Below are 19,007 nucleotides of genomic sequence, written 5' to 3' on the forward strand. Positions count from 1 at the left end.
GTAAATAATTTTGAAATAGATCATTATATGTCCTTTCCTTTTGGTAATCTTGCCTATACAAATTCATTTAGAGAAGAGTTATATGATAGCTTTGAAACTTATGCTGATACCACATTTGAATTAATAGATGCTTTATCATCATCAAATGCTAAAACTGCTGTTGAGCTATCTTTATCCCCATTTTTTACTCGACAATATAAAGCTTGGTATCATCAAATGATAGAGTAAACTCTGTAGATACTAAGCTAGAATTATCTTTAAATAATCAGCTTAAACTATTATCTGTATCTAAGAGTGTGTACTATTATACACCAATATCAAAATTTAGTAGTAATGATGATATTAAACTATTAAATGCAATAGATTTGATACATACTAAACATCCATATTATGGTACGAGAAGTCTAGTAAAGTTGCTAAATAGATTAGGATTTCTAGTTGGAAGGAAGCTAATCAAAAGTGCTATGGAATTCATGGGTATTAAGGCATTGTATCCTAAAAAAAAGACAACTGTCATTAATAAGCAACACAAGAAATATCCATACTTACTTAATGTATTTAAAAATGAGACGAATCAGGTTGTTATAGATAAAGCTAATAAGGTATGGAGTGCTGATATCACGTATATTAGACTAGAATGTGGGTATGCATATTTAGCAGCCATAATAGATTGGCATAGCAAGAAAACACTAGCTTGGAAGATTTCTAATACTATGGATACACATCTAACAACTAGTGTGTTAAAAGAAGCGTTATTTAAATATGGTAAACCTGATATCTTTAACTCTAATCAAGGAACTCAATATACAGCAAAAGAGCATATTAAAATATTATCTGATAATAAAATAAATATATCTATGGATGCTAAAGGAAGATCTATAGATAATATTGCAATTGAGAGATTTTGGAGAACACTGAAATATGAAAATGTTTATCCGGCATCATATATAACTATGAAAGAGGCTAAAGTAGGTATCAAAGAATATATTGATATTTACAACAATGAAAGACTACATTCTAGTATTGGATATATGACTCCTGATGAAGTATATTCTGGTATTTTAGATGCTGCATAAAAGCAAGGAATAAAAATATTTTATAAAGTGGTATTGAATAACAGGGACAGTTTAGTTTTAAATAAAAGAGCTTCTTATCAGTCTTATAAAAAATCAGAAAATAGTGAGTATGGTAAAAAACAAAAAATACCAGACTCTAAGATAGTTTTGAAAAAGTCTAAAAATGAAATAATTAGTGTTCTAGAACTAACAAATCATCAAACTAATTTGTTAAATTCCTATATAAATTAGGCAGATTTTTGAAAATTATATAGTATTTGAGATTCAGCTGATAGGTGGAAGAGATTACTACACATCAAAAGTCCTATTTATAGGTGGGATATTTGCTTCAAGAATTAATGCTACAGCCGTTAGGCTTATAATGATATTTGCTTTTGTGGGAGTTGTGTTTTTATTACTTGGTAACTTGTTTAATATTTTGCCTGTAGGAGGGAATCTATTAAAACTATCAGGTATTAAGCTTGTTGTTGGGTTTGTTGGGATGCTTTTTGCAGGATTTCTAGTTTGCTTTGGTGTTGGCTATTTGCTTTAGTTGAGGCAATATTGTTTTTATTGGGAATGTCCCCCAAAGTAGCTTTTCCAATTATGACAACAGCAGGAGCTATTCAACAACCAGTTACTACGATTGCTTTTTTAATAAATAACACAATACCTATTAAGAAAGTTTTAATAGTAGGTTGTTTTGGAATTATTGGTGTATTTATTGGAGTTAATATTGTTACAATGCTATCGGTAAATGGTTTACATTGGTTGTTGGTTGCCGTTATTGGTTATAATATAATATCCTTAATTAGATCTTTCATTAAATCACAAAATAATCTAGCTTAAAAACAGCATTATTACTGTTATAATATTCATTGAAATTTAATATTTTCCAATGAGAGGATTTCTAAAATGGTAGTTATTAAGACAGAAGATCTAATAAGCAGTGTTGCAGAAGCACTTCAATATATTTCTTATTATCATCCTAAGGATTTTGTTGATGCAATGTATGAAGCATATCAACATGAAGAGTCAAAACCAGCAAAAGATGCGATGGCTCAGATTCTTATAAATTCACGAATGTCGGCAACTGGTAAACGCCCAATTTGTCAAGATACTGGTATGGTTTGTGCATTTGTCAAAGTCGGGATGGAAGCTAAGCTTGATAAAACAGATAGAACGATTACAGAGCTTATAAATGAAGGTGTTCGTAGAGGATATAATGATGAGCATAATCCACTTAGAGCATCTATGGTTTTTTCACCGCATGGAGCTAGAAAAAATACCAAAGATAATACTCCAGCAATTGTACATATCGATTTAGTTCATGGTGATAAGATTGAAGTTGATATTGCTGCTAAAGGTGGTGGATCAGAGTTTAAATCAAAGTTTAAGGTATTAAACCCTAGCGATAGTATCGTTGATTGGGTAGAGGAAATGTTACCAACTATGGGTGCTGGCTGGTGTCCTCCTGGAATTATAGGTATAGGTATAGGTGGTACTGCTGAGAAAGCTATGCTTTTAGCAAAAGAGTCTCTAGGTGAAGAGATTAATATGCAAGATATTATTAAAAATGGTCCACAAAATGATACAGAGCAATTAAGGCTTGATATTTTTAATCGTGTTAATGCTTTAGGGATAGGAGCACAAGGTCTTGGTGGTTTAACAACAGTTTTAGATGTTAAAGTAAACGAATATCCGACTCATGCAGCATGTAAGCCTGTAGCACTTATTCCAAATTGTGCTGCCACACGCCATATACATTTTACATTAGATGGCTCTGGTGCTGTAGATTTGCCTGTTCCTAAGTTAGAAGATTGGCCTATAATTAAGCAAGATCAAAATGATGATGTTAAAAGAATAAATCTTGATACTGTCACCAAAGATGAAATCCAGTCTCTAAGGTCAGGAGATAATGTTTTAATAAGTGGTAAAATCTTAACTGGTCGTGATGCAGCTCATAAACGTTTACAAGATATGTATGAAGCTGGCCAAGAATTTCCCGTGAGCTTAAACGATAGGTTTATTTATTATGTGGGTCCAGTTGATCCAGTTGGTGATGAGATTGTGGGTCCTGCTGGACCAACTACAGCTACACGTATGGATAAATTTACTCCTTTCATGCTAGAAAAAGCTGGTATAGCAGGTATGATAGGTAAATCTGAAAGAGGTCAAGCAACTATTGATTCTATTAAGAAAAATAAGGCTGTATATTTTATGGGTGTTGGTGGAGCTGCTTATCTAATATCTAAATCAATTAAGAAGGCTGAAGTAGTGGCATTTGCTGATCTTGGTATGGAAGCTATCTATGAGTTTGAGGTTGAAGATATGCCTGTAACAGTAGCAGTTGATTTACTTGGAGTGTCGGCACATCAACAAGGTCCTAAACTATGGAAAGCAAAAATAGCTGAGATTAAGAAATAAATTTGTGGATTATTTGTGATATTATTGATATTGGATTCAAAACTAAGAGGATATTGAAAATGAAGAAAATATTATTAGCAACTATATTACTCGCACCTTTTGTAATTTTTGCAGATTCTGGGAATGCTAATTCTAGTGATCAACAGCAACAAAAATTTGAAGCAAGAAAAGCAAAAATTAGTGAAAAAATGCAAAGTAGAATTACAAAAATGCAACAGAAGCTATATAAAATGTAACAAGCAAAGTCATGCGTTGATAAAGCAACTACAAAAGATGCTATAAAGGCTTGTAAACCTCAATAACAAAAGCTATATGAAATTTCAGAATTTTTTTAAAAAAAGTCTAAAATAAAAAAGGTTTAATTTATGCAAGAGATAATATTTCTTATTATAAAAATATTCTTTGTTATTTTGGCGATATCTGTAATAGGCATATTAGCAAAGATAATTATTAGGAAGCCTAAACAGGATAATGATCTAAATATAGTCAATAAAAGTACCAAAGATTAAGTTTCTTAAGTTAAGTTTATGAGCATTATTAAAAAAAACAGATCATAGTAATAATAATGTCTACTATAATTTACCTCAGGTATATGAAGCAGAGTTTGTATCTCTAAACAGGATAATCCCCAGATAAAATGGCTTGTATAAGATTCAAACAGAGGTTGTAGGTGTTGAAAATGTTTATGGTTAAAATATCTCAAGCAAGTATCTATTGGCTTTATGGTTATTAAAGGCCTAGCTAAAGTTTTTGATGTCGCAGAATTTTTTTATACTATCTGTCTTTAGAAGACATAAGGTTGGTTTAAGATTTGCTCAAGATATTTTTTAAGATATAAAAGGTGTTAGCAAGTTAGATGAATACAAGAGATAGGTTATACAACTATTTTCTGGAGAAAAGTTATTGTTAATTTAGTTGGTTAAAACTGTTATGAATTGATGGAGAAAGGTTACTAAGCAAATCTTTACTATTTAAATTGTAATCTCGATTTGGTTATTTTCCGGGTCTAATATAATACTTTCATAATACCTGTCTCCTGTGGTTCTGGGTTGTTCAACTACTTTATAACCGTCATTTTTTAATTGCGCAGTAAGCTTATTAACTTTTTCTCTGCTACCTACAGATATGGCAAAATGAATTAGCCCAAATTTTTGAAAAGAGTTTTGAAAATTTAAATTATCCATACTTTTTGAGTGCATAATTTCTAGTCTAGAGCTAGAATTAAAAGAAATAAAATATGAACAAAACCCCTTTGTATCATTTATATATTTATTGTTAGCAATAGCATCAAAATATTTACAATAAAAATCTTTCATTGCCTCAATATCTCTGACCCAAATTGCAATATGTTCAATTTTCATACTGATTATATTTTCCTAGTAGTTATTGCTTATCATTAATCTTAATCTATTTATATGATATATTATTATCTTATTTGATTTTGAAAAAGATAAAGTAATGAATAAAGATAATATCTTTGAGTTTATAAAAAAAGTTCAAGCAATAGCTCATACTGGAGTGGTTTATTCAAAATGTGAATATGCACTAGATAACTATCATGAGCTTCTTGAGCTAAGTGCCAAAATGCTTCATGAATATATAAGATCAGATATTCAACCATATGATATTTATTTGGGAACTCATTATCCAACTCCTCAACCAGGAGTTAGAGTAGTCATATTTAAAGAAGACAAGCTTTTGATGGCTCAAGATGTAGATACTCCAAATGAATGGACTATACCAGGTGGGTGGTGTGATATTGATCTTTCTCCAGTTGAGACTTGTGTCAAAGAGGTAAAAGAAGAGACTGGGTATGATGTTGAAGTTACAAAGTTTTTAGCATTGATGGATCGAAATAAGTATACCCAAAGTGAAATTTATAATGTCTATAGCTTAGTTTTTTTAGCCGAGATTATAGGGGGTGAAAATAATCCTAATTTTGAAGTTGATAGAGTTGAGTTTTTTGAGATCGATAACTTACCTAAATTATCACATAAACTAACTAAAAAAGAGTTAGATATTATTCTGGAAACTTATAAAAATAAACAAATATATTATGAGTAGGGTTCACATTTTAGTTATAGATAAATACCATCTGTACTAATTTAGTAAAAGTGGTGTACATCTAACGATAATTATAAAGCTAATAGTGACTTTTTAGCTATAATAAATCTTTCTTCTATTTCTGGGATATACTTAGATATGGTAGATTCACTAAGTAAAAAAGAACAAAAAAATTTTGCTTTTACTATTCCTTTAATTGCAGGTTCTGGATCATTAGTTGCTACAATTTCAGCTGTCCATGTTTACTTTATAACATCAGAAACAAAAATTATTGCCTCTGGATATTATTGCTAAGCTAATGAGACTATTTTTGACAGTATTAGTTGTTGAGATGATGTTTGACGGTATAAAAAAGTTCTTTTTTTAGAGTTTAAATTTAGCTGAAAAGACTTGACATTATTTTAAAAGCTTATGAAAATGGTTAGTTGTATTAGGCGTGAAAGGGGTATGTTAAATTATGAAAATGACAATTAATTTACTGTGCTTATTCTTAAGTGCTTTTGCTGTTGAGATAATGTTTGATGGAGTTGATGATTTCTTTTTCTTTTAGTAGGTCAAAGTCCAATTTATAGGGAGAAATAATGATAAAAGTATTTGGGATAAATAATTGTACAAGTGTTAGAAATGCTCTTAATTTTTTTGAAGGAAAGGGTAAAAAAATAGAGTATATAGACTTAAGGAAAGAAAAGCCTACATGGCAAGAAATGCAAAAAATAAAACAAATTGGTAATTTTGATACTATCGATTTATTTAACTCAAAGGGTAAACTTTTTACAGGGATGGAGTTAAAAGAGAAGTTTAATAGTTTATCTGAGGAAGAAGCTTTTAAATTATTAGTTACAGATGCTTTATTATTTAAGAGACCTTTAGTTGTGGATGGAAGTTATGCTATAACTGGTTGGAATAAGAAAGAATACGAAGAAAAATGGGGCTAAATTGCTCTAAGTTTATTAAGAAGCTTGAGCATTTACTTCTGCTTTAGCCGCGGCTATCTCAGAATCTAAATTCGCTGATTTATACTACCCCAATAAATTAAACAATATTTTCAATTATTTAGTTCCCATCTAAGCCGCCCGTTTTTCCAATAAGTTATCGTAATAAAATTCCATAGGTTTTTTATAATTGATAGACTCATGAAATCTTCTATTATTATAAAAATCTATATAATCATCCACATCGTTTCTTAGTTCAACAATGCCAGGATATTGATTTAAATAAAATCTCTCACATTTAGCACTTCTCCAAAATCTTTCGATGCAAATGTTATCAGTTGCTCTACCTTTACCATCCATAGATATAGTAATTTTTTTATCCAATAATGTTTGGATATGAATGTTAGATGTGTACTGGCTACCTTGATCAGTGTTAAATATTTCTGGTACTCCATATTTATACAGAGCTTCATTTAAAACTTTCATAACTAAACTACTATCCATAGTGTTGGATATCTCCCAACTTAGTACAGCCTTAGAGTACCAATCAATAATAGCTGCCATATAAACTGTGCCAGCATCAGTCTTAATATATGTAATATCTGTAGACCAAACTTGATTAGGTCTCAATATGCTTAAACCTTTTAGTTTGTAACTATAAATAGCATGCTCTTTGTTAGGTTCAGATAAGTTTAAGTTTGGTTTTTTCACCGCCAATATAGCTTTGATGCCTAACTCTTTACGATACTTTTGTACTGTGTTCTCACAGATGCTAAACCCATCTTCTATTAATTGCTTATGAGCTTTTATATAGCCGTAGCAGGGAATCTCCTCATGTATCTGTATAAGCTTTGCATTGTCTTTTTTATATTGTGATACTGATTTGGATGGATCCATTGCCAACTCAGCATTTTCTAAAAAGGCTGTTTTTCAATTATTTATGTTTTTGGGCGTAATATTATATTTTACTGATAACTGTGTGATTGTTTGATCTTTCCTCAATACTTCCAAGACAACTTTAGTCTTAAATTCAACGGTATATATTTTTCTCTTATTACTCATTTACATTTATCCTAAATTGCTCATTTATAGTTTAGCTACTTTAGGAACTAAATTCTCAAAATTGTTGTTAAAATTTCATGGGGTATTATTAACTGTCATATCGCCTTCTAGCAATTCTATAATTACTTTAGCTTTAAAATCAGCTGTATACGTTACTCTTTTTTTACTCATTTATCTATTTCCTAATTTATCTAGTTAAGTTTAACATCTAGGAATAAAAATCTTTCTAAAATCAGTAGCTTTTTCTGGAGACATTATACTTTTTTGTAGTCATTTTTTATGAACTATAAAACAGACACCTACTTATGAGTTTGACAAAGATCTTGCTGTTTTTCTAGGAAATATCATAAACTCTAAAAGAATATTTAATTTGTAGTTTTATACATATATATTTTTAGGGACAATATTGTTAAAATTACCAACATTAAATTTCTCTATAAACTTAAATATTTACGGCGTTATAAATGACTCAAGAAATGAATAAAAACTACAATCCAAAAGAGATAGAAGAATCTAATTATCAAAACTGGGAATCTGCAGGTAAATTTGCTTGTAGTAATTCTGAATCAAAAGATACGTTTGCAGTAATGCTTCCACCTCCTAATGTTACAGGTACATTACATATGGGCCATGGCTTTCAAATGATACTCATGGATATCCTTACTCGTTACAATCGTATGACAGGTAAAGATACGCTTTGGCAACCAGGCACAGATCATGCAGGTATTGCGACACAAATGGTTGTTGAAAGACAACTTAATGCTCAAGGTATATCAAGACATGATTTAGGTCGCGAGAATTTTGTAAGTAAAGTTTGGGAATGGAAAGAGCTATCTGGTGGTACTATCACATCACAAATGCGTAGAATCGGAGCATCTCCAGATTGGGGTCGTGAGAGATTTACAATGGATGATGGCCTTTCTGATGCAGTTAAGAAATGTTTTATCAAGCTATATGAGGATGGTTTAGCATATCGTGGTGAGAGACTAGTAAACTGGGATCCTAAACTAAAAACAGCCGTTTCTGACTTAGAGGTTGCTCAGATAGAAAGCCACGGTTCACTATGGCATTTCGTATATCCAGTAGCTGATAGTGATGAGAAAATCATAATTGCAACAACTCGTCCTGAAACAATGCTTGGAGATATGGCTGTTGCAGTTCATCCAGAAGATGAAAGATACACCCATCTAGTAGGTAAGATGATAAATCTACCACTTACAAATAGACAGATTCCAATTATTGCTGATGATTATGTTGAGAAAGATTTTGGTACCGGTTGTGTCAAGATTACCCCAGCTCATGACTTTAATGACTATGAGATGGGTAAAAGACATGATCTACCAATGTTAAACATATTGACTGATGATGCAGCACTAAACACAAGTGTACCGTCAAAGTATCAAGGTTTAGATAGATTTGTAGCGCGTAAGCAGATAGTAGCTGATATGGATGCTTTAGGTCTTCTAGATAAGATTGATCCACATGCTCTTAAAGTGCCAACTGGTGATAGAACTGGAGAAGTTTTAGAGCCGTATTTAACTAAGCAATGGTTTGTTAAAGCAGATGTGCTTGCAAAACCAGCAATAGAAGCTGTAGAGAATGGTACAGTCAGATTTGTACCAGATAATTGGAAAAATACATATTTTTCTTGGATGAGAGATATTCAAGACTGGTGTGTATCTAGACAGCTATGGTGGGGACATAGAATTCCAGCTTGGTATGATGATGCTGGTAATGCCTATGTTGGTGAAAATGAAGTAGATATTAGAGCAAAATATAATTTAGCTGATGATGTGGCTATTAGGCAAGATAACGATGTCTTTGATACATGGTTCTCAGCAGCATTATGGCCATTTAGTACTTTAGGTTGGCCTGAGAAGACTTCTGAATTAGAGAAATATTATCCAACAAGCGTACTTGTGACTGGTTTTGATATTATATTCTTTTGGGTTGCTAGAATGATGATGTTTGGTATGTATTTTATGAATGATGTACCATTTAGAGATATTTATATCACGGGGCTTATCCGTGATAGTGAAGGTCAAAAAATGTCGAAATCTAAAGGTAATGTTTTAGATCCTGTAGATTTAATTGATGGTATTACATTAGATGATCTTCTGAAGAAAAGAACAACTGGTCTAATGCAACCACAGATGAAAGCTAAAATAGAAAAAGCTACTAAGAAAGAATTTCCAGAAGGAATAAATGCTTATGGGTCAGATGCTGTAAGATTTACTTATGCAGCATTAGCGTCTACTTCACGTGATATTAGCTTTGATACTGCTAGAGTAGAAGGCTATCGTAATTTCTGTAACAAGCTATGGAATGCTTCAAGATTCGTGATGATGAATCTTGATGATTACAAGGTTTGTGATAATTATGAGCTAGGTGTTGCTGATAAATGGATTTGGAGTGTTTTAAATAATGCAGTAGCTGATATACATAGACAACTTGCTAACTATCGCTTTGATATGGTGGCAAATACTATTTATTATCTTGTATGGAATAACTATTGTGATTGGTATGTTGAGTTTGCAAAAGTTGCTTTAAAAGATAGCTCACTATCTGAGAAGCAAAAAAATGGTGTTAAATATACGCTTACTAAGGTTTTAGAGAATATTCTCGCTTTAGCACATCCATTAATTCCATTTATTACAGAGAGTATTTATAAACAGCTAAAAACTCATCTTGATAATGCTCAAGAAACAATTATGGATGTTGGTTACCCTGTAGTTACTCAAGATTTAGAAGCACCAGAGGCTGAAAAGATTATTACATGGCTACAAAGTGTTGTAACAACTCTGCGTAATATGCGTAGTGAAGTAGGTATTAAACCATCTTTAGGGATCTCTTTGATTGTTAAAGATGTTGCTGAACAAGACAAAGAATATTTGTCGCAAACAGAAGGTTTTATAAAAGCGTTAGCTAGAGTAAATAATATTGAGTTTAATGATAATCAGCCAACATCTTTATCGCAGATTATTGAAGGGCTTGAATTAAATATCCCATTAGAAGGTTTAGTCGACATTGAAGCTGAGAAAGATAGACTAGATAAAGAGCTAGATAAACTAAAAGGAGAGGTTGCGAGGGTACAGAAGAAACTGTCAAATGAAAGGTTTGTTTCAAATGCTCCAGAAGCTGTAGTTGCTGCAGAGAAATGTAAACTTGCTAAGTATCAAGAACTTTATATTAAAACACTTGAGAAGAAAAAGGCTTTAGTCTATTTACGTAAATAATTTATCAAAATTATAAGTTTAGTTTCACTTATATTTCTTTATATCTAGAATAATATCTTATATAAAAAGTTATCTAACTAATTTTTATATTGAAACAATTTGCTTTCTAGTTTAATCTAAAAAACCTATTTATATGATAATTTAAACTTTTAGGGCACAGGATTAAGTATGAAAAAGATATATATATTACTTGATTATATTTTAAAAAACTTATTTATGGCGATATTTTGGTTTGTATCGGGTCTTATAATTGGCTATATAACGGTATATTTAACGTCATCTGAACATGTTTATAATATCTTAAAAGGACATGGGTTTATTTGGACATCAATTTATGGAGCAATAAAGGTTTCTGGATTATTATCTATTATATTTGCAATTATCTTTGCGATATTTGATGAAAATAAAAAGTTCTTGATTGTTCCAATGATAGTAACTGTAATAGTTTTATATTTTATTCAGCATTTGTTGGCTTATTGTATTTTAGGTTGTTTTGCATGAGACTATGTTAGAACAATTATCTGAGCATATGGTCATCCTGAATCTATTTGACAGATCTCAATAAAATTAATATTTAATAGTGAGATGCTGAAATGAATTTAGCATGACGATCTCCTTTTGTTTGAGAGATATGTGGATGTTAACTCATCCGTAGAAGGTCTTAATTAGTACTTATCAGTATCAATTTGTCAATACATGTATGACCACAAAATACCATAGTGTTATCTATTTCTTCATGAAAGGTTTTGAGCACCTTTTTCACCATGGGCACCAACACCATAAGCCATAGGTCTGCCGATTAAGCCAGCCGTAACGCCTAGAGCTTTTGCTTTAGGTAGGTCTTGTCCAGAACGAATACTGCTATCAGTGAGTACTTCAAGCTTAGTACCTATAGAGTTAATGATTTCTTCTAGTACAGATATACTTGATGGAGCACCGTTTAGTTGACGATCACCATGATTTGATACGAATAATTGCATCAAGCCAGTATTTTGAGTCACATAATACCCTTTATAATCATCGGTCCATTCCATTGTTTTTTACCCATTCAACATTATGTCAGTTTAGGCTTAGATCAAATTGCTTATTTGTCTATTTTCCTAAAGATGCAAAACCATCTTTATTTTCTATGAGGTTTAGAATATTGCCAAAGGTTCTATTTTTGCTTTTTAGAATATTTAAACACCAAGGGATTTTTGTACTTAAATTAATAAGATTTTTAACAGTTGGTTTTGGTGGTACAGTTAAACCATTTTTTATATCAGCATGTTGAATTCCAAGTAAACCTATTGGAGCAAATGCTAAAGGCATTTTATACTCTTGTCCTAGAATTTTAGTTTTAGTGAGAGATGTTGTATATTTGTAAGCATTTTTTATTTAAAAAGATATTTATCAAAATCTTTTTAATTATATTTTAGGGTTTGCTGTCTCCATAAATATGATCTACAGTAGTCAACAAAAATTTTAGGATAATAAAGCTTGTGAGTTCATCAAGAGAGACAGTTTTTTAGATGATTTACCATCAAATATTTCTCGGATAGGTTTTAATGATTAGATTTCAGTGAAGATTTTTTCTTTAGGAAGTTTTGATTTAGGGGTTCTATTCAGGAAGGTACGGAATTTCCGCGAGCATAGCTGTAATTACTGCTATACATAGCTTACAGCCGACAAATTGATTTTATCAACATAAAACTATAATCTCATAACCCCTTATAAACAAAGGCTTTACAGTTCTTCGGGTTTTCATACTTTATACTTAGGTTATCTTATACATGGAGATTTTGTTTTAATTTACGACTAACTACATAGTTATTTAGTCCTATATGGTTAGATAATCCTAAGTAATTAGCAATTTTTCTAACTGAAAGCCCTAATAAAAGTAACTCTTTGATTTTATCAATGTCATCATCAAATTTACTTCTTTGAATTGTTCCTTTTGGCTTACCTAGTTTTATACCTAGTGACTTTTTGGTTGCCAGAGCCTCTTTTGTTCTAGAACTAATAAGATCTCTTTCTAATTCCGAAAATAGAGAAAACATGGTGACCATTACCTTAGAAGCCATATCATGAGCTGTTATATCTAAACCTTGTTTGATAGCGATTAGACGTATTTTATTTTTAATAAGCTGATTCACTAAGTCAATAACCTCAGATGTGCTTCTTCCTAATCTACTTAATTCAGTAATAATCAAGGTATCAGTCTCTTTCAGCTTTTCTAATAGTTCCTCTATCCTTCTGCTCTTAATTGATTTTTTTGATGAAACTTCAACTTCTATAAATTTGGTTATATTTAAATTATGCTTTCTAGCATATTCAAAAATTTCAAGCTTTTGATTCTTGATATCCTGCTTGCTAGTAGAGACCCTAATATAAGCAATAATTTGAGACATTTTAACTACTGGTAAGGATTAATGTAAAATATTACTTATAATTATACAATATAGCCAGGTAATTATAAATATATATCTATAACAAAAAAGTTTAGAATTAACGGACGTTTATACTGGTACAAAAACTATCAAATATGGCAAGACTTAAAATTTTATCTGCAGATGAATTCGATAATTTATACTCTCTCCCAAAATTAGAGAAGCAAGATCGTGATTTCTTATTTGAGTTGGATGAAGCTGATCATTTATATTTAAATTCTCTAGTAGACTTATCATCTAAAATTGATTATATACTGCAGGTGGAATATTTCCGATTATCCCAGTATTTTTTTAGCTTTACACTACATGGAGTAAGGCAAGATGTATGGCATATAATTGAAACTTACTATCCAGGCTCTAAGTTCCCTATGAAAAGCCCAAGTAAGCATTTTATATATCAAAATCGGCAAGCCATCCTACAAAAATATGGAATGTTCTCATATGAAAATAATTTTAGAAAAAAACTAGAGAAACATGCGAAGAACCTAGCTAAACAACATGTAGTACCAAAATACATATTTGATTCAATTTTAGATTTTTGCCATCAAAATAAAGTGGTTAGACCTGGGTATAGTGTACTTCAAGAAATTGTTTCACAAGCTTTAGAAAATGAAAAGAATCGGTTGAGTAATAAGCTATATTTGTTAATGGATAAACCATTAAGAGTAGAGCTTCAAAAACTCTTAGAAAAAAATGATGATTATTATCAATTAACGATCATCAAAAAAGATCAAAAAGATTTTGCTACTAGAGATATTAAAAGTACAGTTGAGAAGCATCAGTTTTTAATTGAAATATATCATAAAGCCATTCATATCATAAAGAAATTGGATTTAACTGAACAAAATATTTTATATTATGCTGATTTAGCAGAGTACCATACTATATATTGTTTAAAGCATATGAGAAAAAAGAACTTAGCTCGATTGTACCTTATATGTTATGCCTTCCATCGTTATCAAAAAATAAATGATTATTTAATATTTAGTTTCAACCATAAAGTTAATCGTTATATAGCAGATGCTGATGAGCATCAAAATAAAGCATATGAAGAGTTTTTATATGATGAAAATAAAGATAGAAACTCAGCGGCAGATATTTTAGCCTTACTTGGCAATAAAAATATAATGGATAATGAACTTAGACATAAAGCCTATGATATTGTCCCAAAAGAATTCTTACCCAATTTAATTAGAAAGTTTAGGAAGCCTCAATTTAATGCTGAATTTCACCGCTGGGAATATTATGCTCAATCATCAGCATCAATTAAACAGAATCTTAGAGCAAGTTTTAAGGTTATTAATTTCAAATCTAAAGATAAGCAATTATCGGAAGCTATAAACTTTTTTAAAGCACATCTTAATAGCAATAACTCTTTTAAAGAATATACCTTTGATGAGTTTTGTATATCTTTTATACCTAGAGCATTAAGGCGTTATGTGATTGAGAAAATAAGGCTCAAAAATAGCAGTAAAAAAATCAAGAAAATAAATGCAGATCGTTATGAGTTTATGTTATACATGCTTATAGAAAAAGGTATTAGTAACGGTACTATTACCATAGCAGATAGCTTAAGCTACAAATCATTAAATGATGAATTAATTCAAGATGATGACTGGAACAAACATAAGTCAAAATTGGTTGAAAAGCTCGGAAATAAGTTACTTCAGACGGATATAAACACTATTCTTAAACAGTTTGAAAAAGAGTTAAGTAGCAAATACCACGACATTAATAAAAATATAAGTACTGGCGTTAATAAGAAAATAAAAATTAAATATAATAAGCTGGGGGAGTTGTTAAGGTGGAGATTACCATACAAGAAGATAGATGATGGAGTTAATAACCCATTCTATGAAAACCTTGCAACAGTAAGCATTAGCGATGTAATATCTCACGCTATAAAAGCCTCTGGATTTATAAAAAAATTCACTCATGTCCTACCTAAGTATTCTAAGAATCATGCCACGGAGTCAGCAATATCCGCATGCATTGTTGCTAAAGGTACAGGCAGTGATATTTATAGGATGAAAGATATAAGTGATATCAAGCAACATGAGTTAGAATCAGCGTCTAATGACTTTATTCGTATTAAAACCCTATCTGAAGCCAACGATGTAATTATGAACAAAGTAGAAAAGTTACCTATCTTTGAGAAATATACATTAGCTGACTATGGAATACATGCTAGTGTTGATGGGCAGAAGCTGGAAACTAAATATAACACTATTAAAGCAAGACATTCATCAAAATATTTTGGCTTTGGAAAAGGTATATCAGCATATACATTATTCGCAAATTGTCTTCCTTTGTGCTCCAAAATTATTGGTGCTAATGAACATGAAAGCCACTATTTATTTGATATTTTAAACAGCAATACTACTGATGTAAGAATCTCAGCGGTATCTGGTGATATGCATAGTATAAACAGACTTAATTTTGCACTATTACATTTCTTTGGATATCGTTTCATGCCAAGATTTACTAAATTAGATGAAAAAGCTAAAATTAACTTAGTTTCTTTTGATAAGATAGAAATATATGAGAAATATACTGTCAAACCATCGAAGCAGGTTAATGCTAAGCTAATAATAAAAGAGTGGGATAATATTCTTAGGATTTTAACCACTCTTGGACTTAAGAAAAATACCCAAAGTCATATAGTTAGAAAGTTATCATCATATAAGTCAAATGATACATTGCGTGCTTTGGTGGAACTTAACAAAATTATAATGAGTTTATATATGTTAGATTACATAGATGATGAACAAATTAGAAAAAATGTTCATAGATCTCTTAATAGAGGAGAATCATATCATCAGTTAAGGTCAGCAATTGCTAAGGTTAGCTCACGTAAACTTACTGGTAAAACTGAAAAAGAGTTAATCATCAATAATGAAAGTGCTAGATTAATAGCAAATTGCATTATTTTCTATAACGCATCGATTTTGTCGGGTATCTATAGCTATTATAAAGATAAAGGAATGGAAGATAAGTGTGAACAAATCATAAGATTTTCACCTGTAGCGTGGCAACATATTAATTTGATTGGAATGTATGAATTTAACAAAGGTACTGAAAGCCTTGATTTACAAGGGATTATAGAATCTTTGCTTAGTAATTCTAAAATCAATTTGTCAGCTGTAAACTAGATATATCAGTAGTTACAGCTATGCTCGCGGAAATTCCGTACCTTCCTGAATAGAACCCCTAATATATCTCTAAATATTTTAAAAAAATAGATAAATTATACGGATCTCAAGAGGAGTGATTTTACATCAAAATATTAGAAAAAATATTTAAATAACTAAATTTCAGTAAATATTTCTTTTTCAGGAAGTCTTGATTTAGGTAGTTTAGCATTAAAATCATCTTCTGAGCTGTAGCCAACTGTTACAACTAAAGATGTTTTAAAACCTTTCTTTCTTAAGCTAAATTCTTCATCTATGATATGTGGATCAATACCTTCCATTGGGGTGGCGTGTAGTTTTAAGCCTGCTAATCCAAGTAGGAGATTGCCAAGACTAATGTAAACTTGCTTTTCTGCCCAGTTTTGTAACTCTTGGGGCATATCTTTGTATGCTAATGCAATTTTTTTACGTACATCTCTTTGCATATTTTCAAATTCAGGAGTAGGGAAGCGACCATCTTTCCTTTCTTGATCTAAGAGCTTTTCTAGATAGTTATCATCGATATTTGTTTTAAAACAAAGTACAATAGCTAAAGCACAATCATTGATATTTACTACATTCTTAGGATGAATATTCTCAGCAGCTTTAGCAATTTTAGATTTTGCTTGATCAGAAGTGGTTAGGATAAAATGCCAAGGTTGAGAATTTACACTTGATGGTGTAAACCTAAGAATATCTTTTATTTGCTGTATTTGTTGTTTTGTTAATTTTTTTGTTTGATTATAAGATTTAGTTGTATAACGAGTTTTAGCATAGTTGACTATATTCATAGAGAAAAAGTAGAATTATTAAAATTATATTATATTTTATATAAAAAATTCCAACAAGGTTTTTTTGTAGCTTAAGATATTTTATTTAACGCTAAATATACAAAATTTTATAATTACTATGTATTAAATAACTATTATTAGCTTGATTTTTGATAGAATTGTCATCTTCTTAGATCTTTTTAATAAAAAAATAATGTCCACTATCAATATTGATAAAATTAAAATAAGAATAATTATACTCTTATCATTCTTTATCTTAATGGGGATGAGTATTGATTTATTTGCTCCATCATTGCCTGGAATTAGCTCTTCATTAAACATTAGTGCATCAACCTCAAAGATGGTTATTTCAATGTATTTGATAGGCTATGCTTTAGGAAATTTTATCATTGGTATCATAACTGATGCTATAGGGCGTAGAACCCTATTAAGAGCTTCATGTGTATTGTTTATTATAGTAAGTGTTTTACCCCCGTTAATACCTAATGAATATGTACTATTGGTAGTAAGGTTTTTTCAAGGGTTTTTAATGGGAGCTATGGGGGTGCTAAGTCGAGGAATTTTTTCAGATATTTTACCCCCTGAGAGGCTTTTGAGATTTGGCCCAACCATTGGTTTTCTTTGGGGAGTAGGTCCAATTATAGGACCTATAATTGGAGGTTTTCTACAAGAGTACTTTGGTTGGAAATCTGGTTTTTATTTTTTTGCTATAATTACATTCGTAATAACGATACTTGTTTTTATATATATTCCAGAGACTATTGTAAAAAAATCAGAGTTAAAATTGTCACAAATATATATAAATATTGCTGAGGTTGTATCTAATAAACAATTTATTAGTCTATGCATAGTAATGGGGGTAGCCATACTCTATGGTGATAAGTTTTAATACTTTAGGACCGTTTTTGATCCAAGATGTAATGGGTTATTCACCAACCTATTTCGGTAAGTTAGCAATCTTTCTGGGATGCTCTTTTTTACCAGCTCCGATAATTACGCGTAAGTTACTTGATTATTATTCTGTAAGTAAGATATTTTTTACAGTGACTCACTTTTTTATGTTTTTAATATTACTATTTTTTATATTTAGTTATTTTATGCAGAATAGTATTAGTTTGCTTATTGTAGCTACAATGACTGTTTATTTTGTCTGTGGAGTAGTATTTCCACTTTCTATGGGTAAGGGTATCTCAATGTTTAGACATATATCAGGAACTGCAGCTGCAGTTATGTATTTTATAAATATGGCTATATCAAGCATAACCTCATTTATCCAAGGGTATCTGCATACTCATACTATCACTAATATTATAGCTATATATTTGGTATTAATGGCGATCATAGTCGGACTATACTGGTATAAGCTTAAGGATCTATAATATTTTTAGCTAGATATATTTTTATTTTTTTGTAATCATATCTGTTTGGAATATGAAAAATATAGAAATAGGTAGGCAGATAATGATAAGAACTTCAGCTTTACTTTGTGTTAATGATGGCAAGATGCTTCTTGTAAGGGTGCGTGATAATACTATTTGGTATTTCCCAGGAGGTAAGATAGATGAGGGTGAGACTCATCTACAAACAATTCTCCGTGAACTTGATGAAGAGTTAGATATACAAATGCAATCATCTGAACTAAAGTATCTTGGTGAAATTATTACAGATAATCATGATAGAACAGACACTGTATCAGTACATTGTTATGCCGGTAATATTACTAAGCCAATCAAACCATGCGCTGAAATCTCTGAGATAAAGTGGTTTGATCTAAATGACATTGAATTTATGGCTCCTGCAGTAATTGAAAGCATACATAGATGGTTTTAAAGATAGTAAAA

At 30.8% G+C, this 19,007-nt stretch carries 21 protein-coding genes and 1 pseudogene; 16 read left to right on the top strand and 6 right to left on the bottom strand.

All coding sequences use genetic code 11. The features are described from left to right. The first annotated feature begins 27 nt into the window (after window positions 1–27). The 7 genes from CDV26_RS11855 (at window position 28) to CDV26_RS12365 (ending at window position 3,991) form a co-directional block, all read left to right on the top strand. Entirely contained in the window at window positions 28–228 is a 201-nt protein-coding gene (locus tag CDV26_RS11855) for a hypothetical protein (protein WP_157671374.1), read from the top strand. Then, entirely contained in the window at window positions 204–1,076 is an 873-nt protein-coding gene (locus tag CDV26_RS02060; protein ID WP_088771887.1) for an IS3 family transposase, read from the top strand. The genes CDV26_RS11855 and CDV26_RS02060 overlap by 25 nt, the downstream gene beginning before the upstream one ends. 361 nt (window positions 1,077–1,437) lie before the next feature. Then, entirely contained in the window at window positions 1,438–1,608 is a 171-nt protein-coding gene (locus CDV26_RS11860) for a hypothetical protein (RefSeq protein ID WP_157671377.1), read from the top strand. Window positions 1,609–1,634: 26 nt separating this feature from the next. Beyond that, window positions 1,635–1,904, top strand: coding sequence for a hypothetical protein (locus CDV26_RS02070; protein ID WP_157671379.1), 270 nt, complete (start codon window positions 1,635–1,637; stop codon window positions 1,902–1,904). Window positions 1,905–1,970: 66 nt separating this feature from the next. After that, window positions 1,971–3,482, top strand: coding sequence for a fumarate hydratase (locus CDV26_RS02075; RefSeq protein WP_088771890.1), 1,512 nt, complete (start codon window positions 1,971–1,973; stop codon window positions 3,480–3,482). Between the two features lie 59 nt (window positions 3,483–3,541). After that, window positions 3,542–3,718, top strand: coding sequence for a hypothetical protein (locus tag CDV26_RS02080; RefSeq protein ID WP_157671381.1), 177 nt, complete (start codon window positions 3,542–3,544; stop codon window positions 3,716–3,718). Between the two features lie 129 nt (window positions 3,719–3,847). Further along, the gene (locus CDV26_RS12365) at window positions 3,848–3,991 is read left to right on the top strand and encodes a hypothetical protein (protein WP_169709701.1); all 144 of its coding nucleotides are present in this window, start codon (window positions 3,848–3,850) and stop codon (window positions 3,989–3,991) included. Between the two features lie 462 nt (window positions 3,992–4,453). Here CDV26_RS12365 and CDV26_RS02085 read toward each other — a convergent pair whose 3' ends face one another. Continuing rightward, window positions 4,454–4,843, bottom strand: a complete 390-nt coding sequence (locus CDV26_RS02085) for a VOC family protein (RefSeq protein WP_088771892.1) — start codon at window positions 4,841–4,843, stop codon at window positions 4,454–4,456. Between the two features lie 97 nt (window positions 4,844–4,940). On the opposite strand from CDV26_RS02085, the gene CDV26_RS02090 reads away from it, so the two are divergent. The 3 genes from CDV26_RS02090 (at window position 4,941) to CDV26_RS02095 (ending at window position 6,481) form a co-directional block, all read left to right on the top strand. After that, window positions 4,941–5,546 (top strand): NUDIX hydrolase N-terminal domain-containing protein, encoded by a 606-nt coding sequence (locus CDV26_RS02090; protein WP_088771893.1) that lies wholly within the window; start codon window positions 4,941–4,943, stop codon window positions 5,544–5,546. Between the two features lie 138 nt (window positions 5,547–5,684). Beyond that, window positions 5,685–5,840 (top strand): hypothetical protein, encoded by a 156-nt coding sequence (locus CDV26_RS11865; RefSeq protein WP_157671383.1) that lies wholly within the window; start codon window positions 5,685–5,687, stop codon window positions 5,838–5,840. Window positions 5,841–6,127: 287 nt separating this feature from the next. Beyond that, window positions 6,128–6,481 (top strand): arsenate reductase family protein, encoded by a 354-nt coding sequence (locus CDV26_RS02095; RefSeq protein ID WP_088771894.1) that lies wholly within the window; start codon window positions 6,128–6,130, stop codon window positions 6,479–6,481. 129 nt (window positions 6,482–6,610) lie between these two features. Here the strand turns inward: CDV26_RS02095 and CDV26_RS02100 are convergent, their stop codons facing one another. Next, window positions 6,611–7,375: an IS3 family transposase gene (locus CDV26_RS02100; RefSeq protein WP_245806481.1), complete on the bottom strand. Its 765-nt coding sequence runs from the start codon at window positions 7,373–7,375 to the stop codon at window positions 6,611–6,613. 33 nt (window positions 7,376–7,408) lie between these two features. Then, complete coding sequence (locus tag CDV26_RS13470; RefSeq protein WP_169709692.1) at window positions 7,409–7,540, bottom strand: transposase; 132 nt, start codon at window positions 7,538–7,540, stop codon at window positions 7,409–7,411. A gap of 464 nt (window positions 7,541–8,004) precedes the next feature. Here CDV26_RS13470 and CDV26_RS02105 point away from each other — a divergent pair, with 464 nt between their 5' ends. Together CDV26_RS02105 and CDV26_RS02110 are read left to right on the top strand one after the other, a co-directional pair. Next, on the top strand, window positions 8,005–10,776 hold the full coding sequence (locus tag CDV26_RS02105; protein WP_088771895.1) for a valine--tRNA ligase: 2,772 nt from the start codon (window positions 8,005–8,007) through the stop codon (window positions 10,774–10,776). Window positions 10,777–10,944: 168 nt separating this feature from the next. Further along, window positions 10,945–11,277, top strand: coding sequence for a hypothetical protein (locus CDV26_RS02110; protein WP_088771896.1), 333 nt, complete (start codon window positions 10,945–10,947; stop codon window positions 11,275–11,277). A 160-nt stretch (window positions 11,278–11,437) separates the two neighbouring features. Here the strand turns inward: CDV26_RS02110 and CDV26_RS02115 are convergent. Next, a pseudogene (locus tag CDV26_RS02115) lies at window positions 11,438–12,257 on the bottom strand (alpha-hydroxy acid oxidase); the annotation flags it as partial. 285 nt (window positions 12,258–12,542) lie between these two features. Then, window positions 12,543–13,166: a recombinase family protein gene (locus CDV26_RS02120; protein WP_088771897.1), complete on the bottom strand. Its 624-nt coding sequence runs from the start codon at window positions 13,164–13,166 to the stop codon at window positions 12,543–12,545. Between the two features lie 134 nt (window positions 13,167–13,300). On the opposite strand from CDV26_RS02120, the gene CDV26_RS02125 reads away from it, so the two are divergent. After that, window positions 13,301–16,357 carry a Tn3 family transposase gene (locus CDV26_RS02125; protein ID WP_088771898.1) on the top strand — a complete coding sequence of 1,019 codons (3,057 nt, stop codon included), beginning with the start codon at window positions 13,301–13,303 and terminating at the stop codon, window positions 16,355–16,357. A 155-nt stretch (window positions 16,358–16,512) separates the two neighbouring features. Here CDV26_RS02125 and nfsB read toward each other — a convergent pair whose 3' ends face one another. Beyond that, a complete protein-coding gene (gene nfsB, locus CDV26_RS02130) occupies window positions 16,513–17,166 on the bottom strand; it encodes an oxygen-insensitive NAD(P)H nitroreductase (protein WP_088771899.1) in 654 nt (217 codons plus the stop codon). A gap of 193 nt (window positions 17,167–17,359) precedes the next feature. Here nfsB and CDV26_RS12825 point away from each other — a divergent pair, with 193 nt between their 5' ends. From CDV26_RS12825 to CDV26_RS02140, 3 genes are all read left to right on the top strand, one after another. Beyond that, window positions 17,360–18,055 carry an MFS transporter gene (locus tag CDV26_RS12825; RefSeq protein ID WP_245806482.1) on the top strand — a complete coding sequence of 232 codons (696 nt, stop codon included), beginning with the start codon at window positions 17,360–17,362 and terminating at the stop codon, window positions 18,053–18,055. Continuing rightward, on the top strand, window positions 18,039–18,545 hold the full coding sequence (locus CDV26_RS12830) for an MFS transporter (protein WP_245806483.1): 507 nt from the start codon (window positions 18,039–18,041) through the stop codon (window positions 18,543–18,545). The genes CDV26_RS12825 and CDV26_RS12830 overlap by 17 nt, the downstream gene beginning before the upstream one ends. A gap of 82 nt (window positions 18,546–18,627) precedes the next feature. Then, complete coding sequence (locus tag CDV26_RS02140; protein ID WP_088773428.1) at window positions 18,628–18,996, top strand: NUDIX hydrolase; 369 nt, start codon at window positions 18,628–18,630, stop codon at window positions 18,994–18,996. Window positions 18,997–19,007: the final 11 nt, after the last annotated feature.

The organism is Francisella halioticida, from assembly GCF_002211785.1.
GTDB classification, from domain to species: Bacteria; Pseudomonadota; Gammaproteobacteria; order Francisellales; family Francisellaceae; genus Francisella; species Francisella halioticida.

Bases quoted from the DNA above. Each gene is read 5' to 3' on its own strand.
- CDV26_RS02095 (WP_088771894.1), top strand. From the start codon at position 6,128: ATGATAAAAGTATTTGGGATAAATAATTGTACAAGTGTTAGAAATGCT.
- CDV26_RS02120 (WP_088771897.1), bottom strand. From the start codon at position 13,166: ATGTCTCAAATTATTGCTTATATTAGGGTCTCTACTAGCAAGCAGGAT.
- CDV26_RS02110 (WP_088771896.1), top strand. From the start codon at position 10,945: ATGAAAAAGATATATATATTACTTGATTATATTTTAAAAAACTTATTT.
- CDV26_RS02105 (WP_088771895.1), top strand. From the start codon at position 8,005: ATGACTCAAGAAATGAATAAAAACTACAATCCAAAAGAGATAGAAGAA.
- CDV26_RS12365 (WP_169709701.1), top strand. From the start codon at position 3,848: ATGCAAGAGATAATATTTCTTATTATAAAAATATTCTTTGTTATTTTG.
- CDV26_RS02100 (WP_245806481.1), bottom strand. From the start codon at position 7,375: ATGGATCCATCCAAATCAGTATCACAATATAAAAAAGACAATGCAAAG.
- CDV26_RS02070 (WP_157671379.1), top strand. From the start codon at position 1,635: ATGTCCCCCAAAGTAGCTTTTCCAATTATGACAACAGCAGGAGCTATT.
- CDV26_RS12825 (WP_245806482.1), top strand. From the start codon at position 17,360: ATGTCCACTATCAATATTGATAAAATTAAAATAAGAATAATTATACTC.
- nfsB (WP_088771899.1), bottom strand. From the start codon at position 17,166: ATGAATATAGTCAACTATGCTAAAACTCGTTATACAACTAAATCTTAT.
- CDV26_RS02125 (WP_088771898.1), top strand. From the start codon at position 13,301: ATGGCAAGACTTAAAATTTTATCTGCAGATGAATTCGATAATTTATAC.
- CDV26_RS02140 (WP_088773428.1), top strand. From the start codon at position 18,628: ATGATAAGAACTTCAGCTTTACTTTGTGTTAATGATGGCAAGATGCTT.
- CDV26_RS12830 (WP_245806483.1), top strand. From the start codon at position 18,039: ATGGTGATAAGTTTTAATACTTTAGGACCGTTTTTGATCCAAGATGTA.
- CDV26_RS11855 (WP_157671374.1), top strand. From the start codon at position 28: ATGTCCTTTCCTTTTGGTAATCTTGCCTATACAAATTCATTTAGAGAA.
- CDV26_RS11860 (WP_157671377.1), top strand. From the start codon at position 1,438: ATGATATTTGCTTTTGTGGGAGTTGTGTTTTTATTACTTGGTAACTTG.
- CDV26_RS11865 (WP_157671383.1), top strand. From the start codon at position 5,685: ATGGTAGATTCACTAAGTAAAAAAGAACAAAAAAATTTTGCTTTTACT.
- CDV26_RS02075 (WP_088771890.1), top strand. From the start codon at position 1,971: ATGGTAGTTATTAAGACAGAAGATCTAATAAGCAGTGTTGCAGAAGCA.
- CDV26_RS02090 (WP_088771893.1), top strand. From the start codon at position 4,941: ATGAATAAAGATAATATCTTTGAGTTTATAAAAAAAGTTCAAGCAATA.
- CDV26_RS02080 (WP_157671381.1), top strand. From the start codon at position 3,542: ATGAAGAAAATATTATTAGCAACTATATTACTCGCACCTTTTGTAATT.
- CDV26_RS13470 (WP_169709692.1), bottom strand. From the start codon at position 7,540: ATGAGTAATAAGAGAAAAATATATACCGTTGAATTTAAGACTAAAGTT.
- CDV26_RS02085 (WP_088771892.1), bottom strand. From the start codon at position 4,843: ATGAAAATTGAACATATTGCAATTTGGGTCAGAGATATTGAGGCAATG.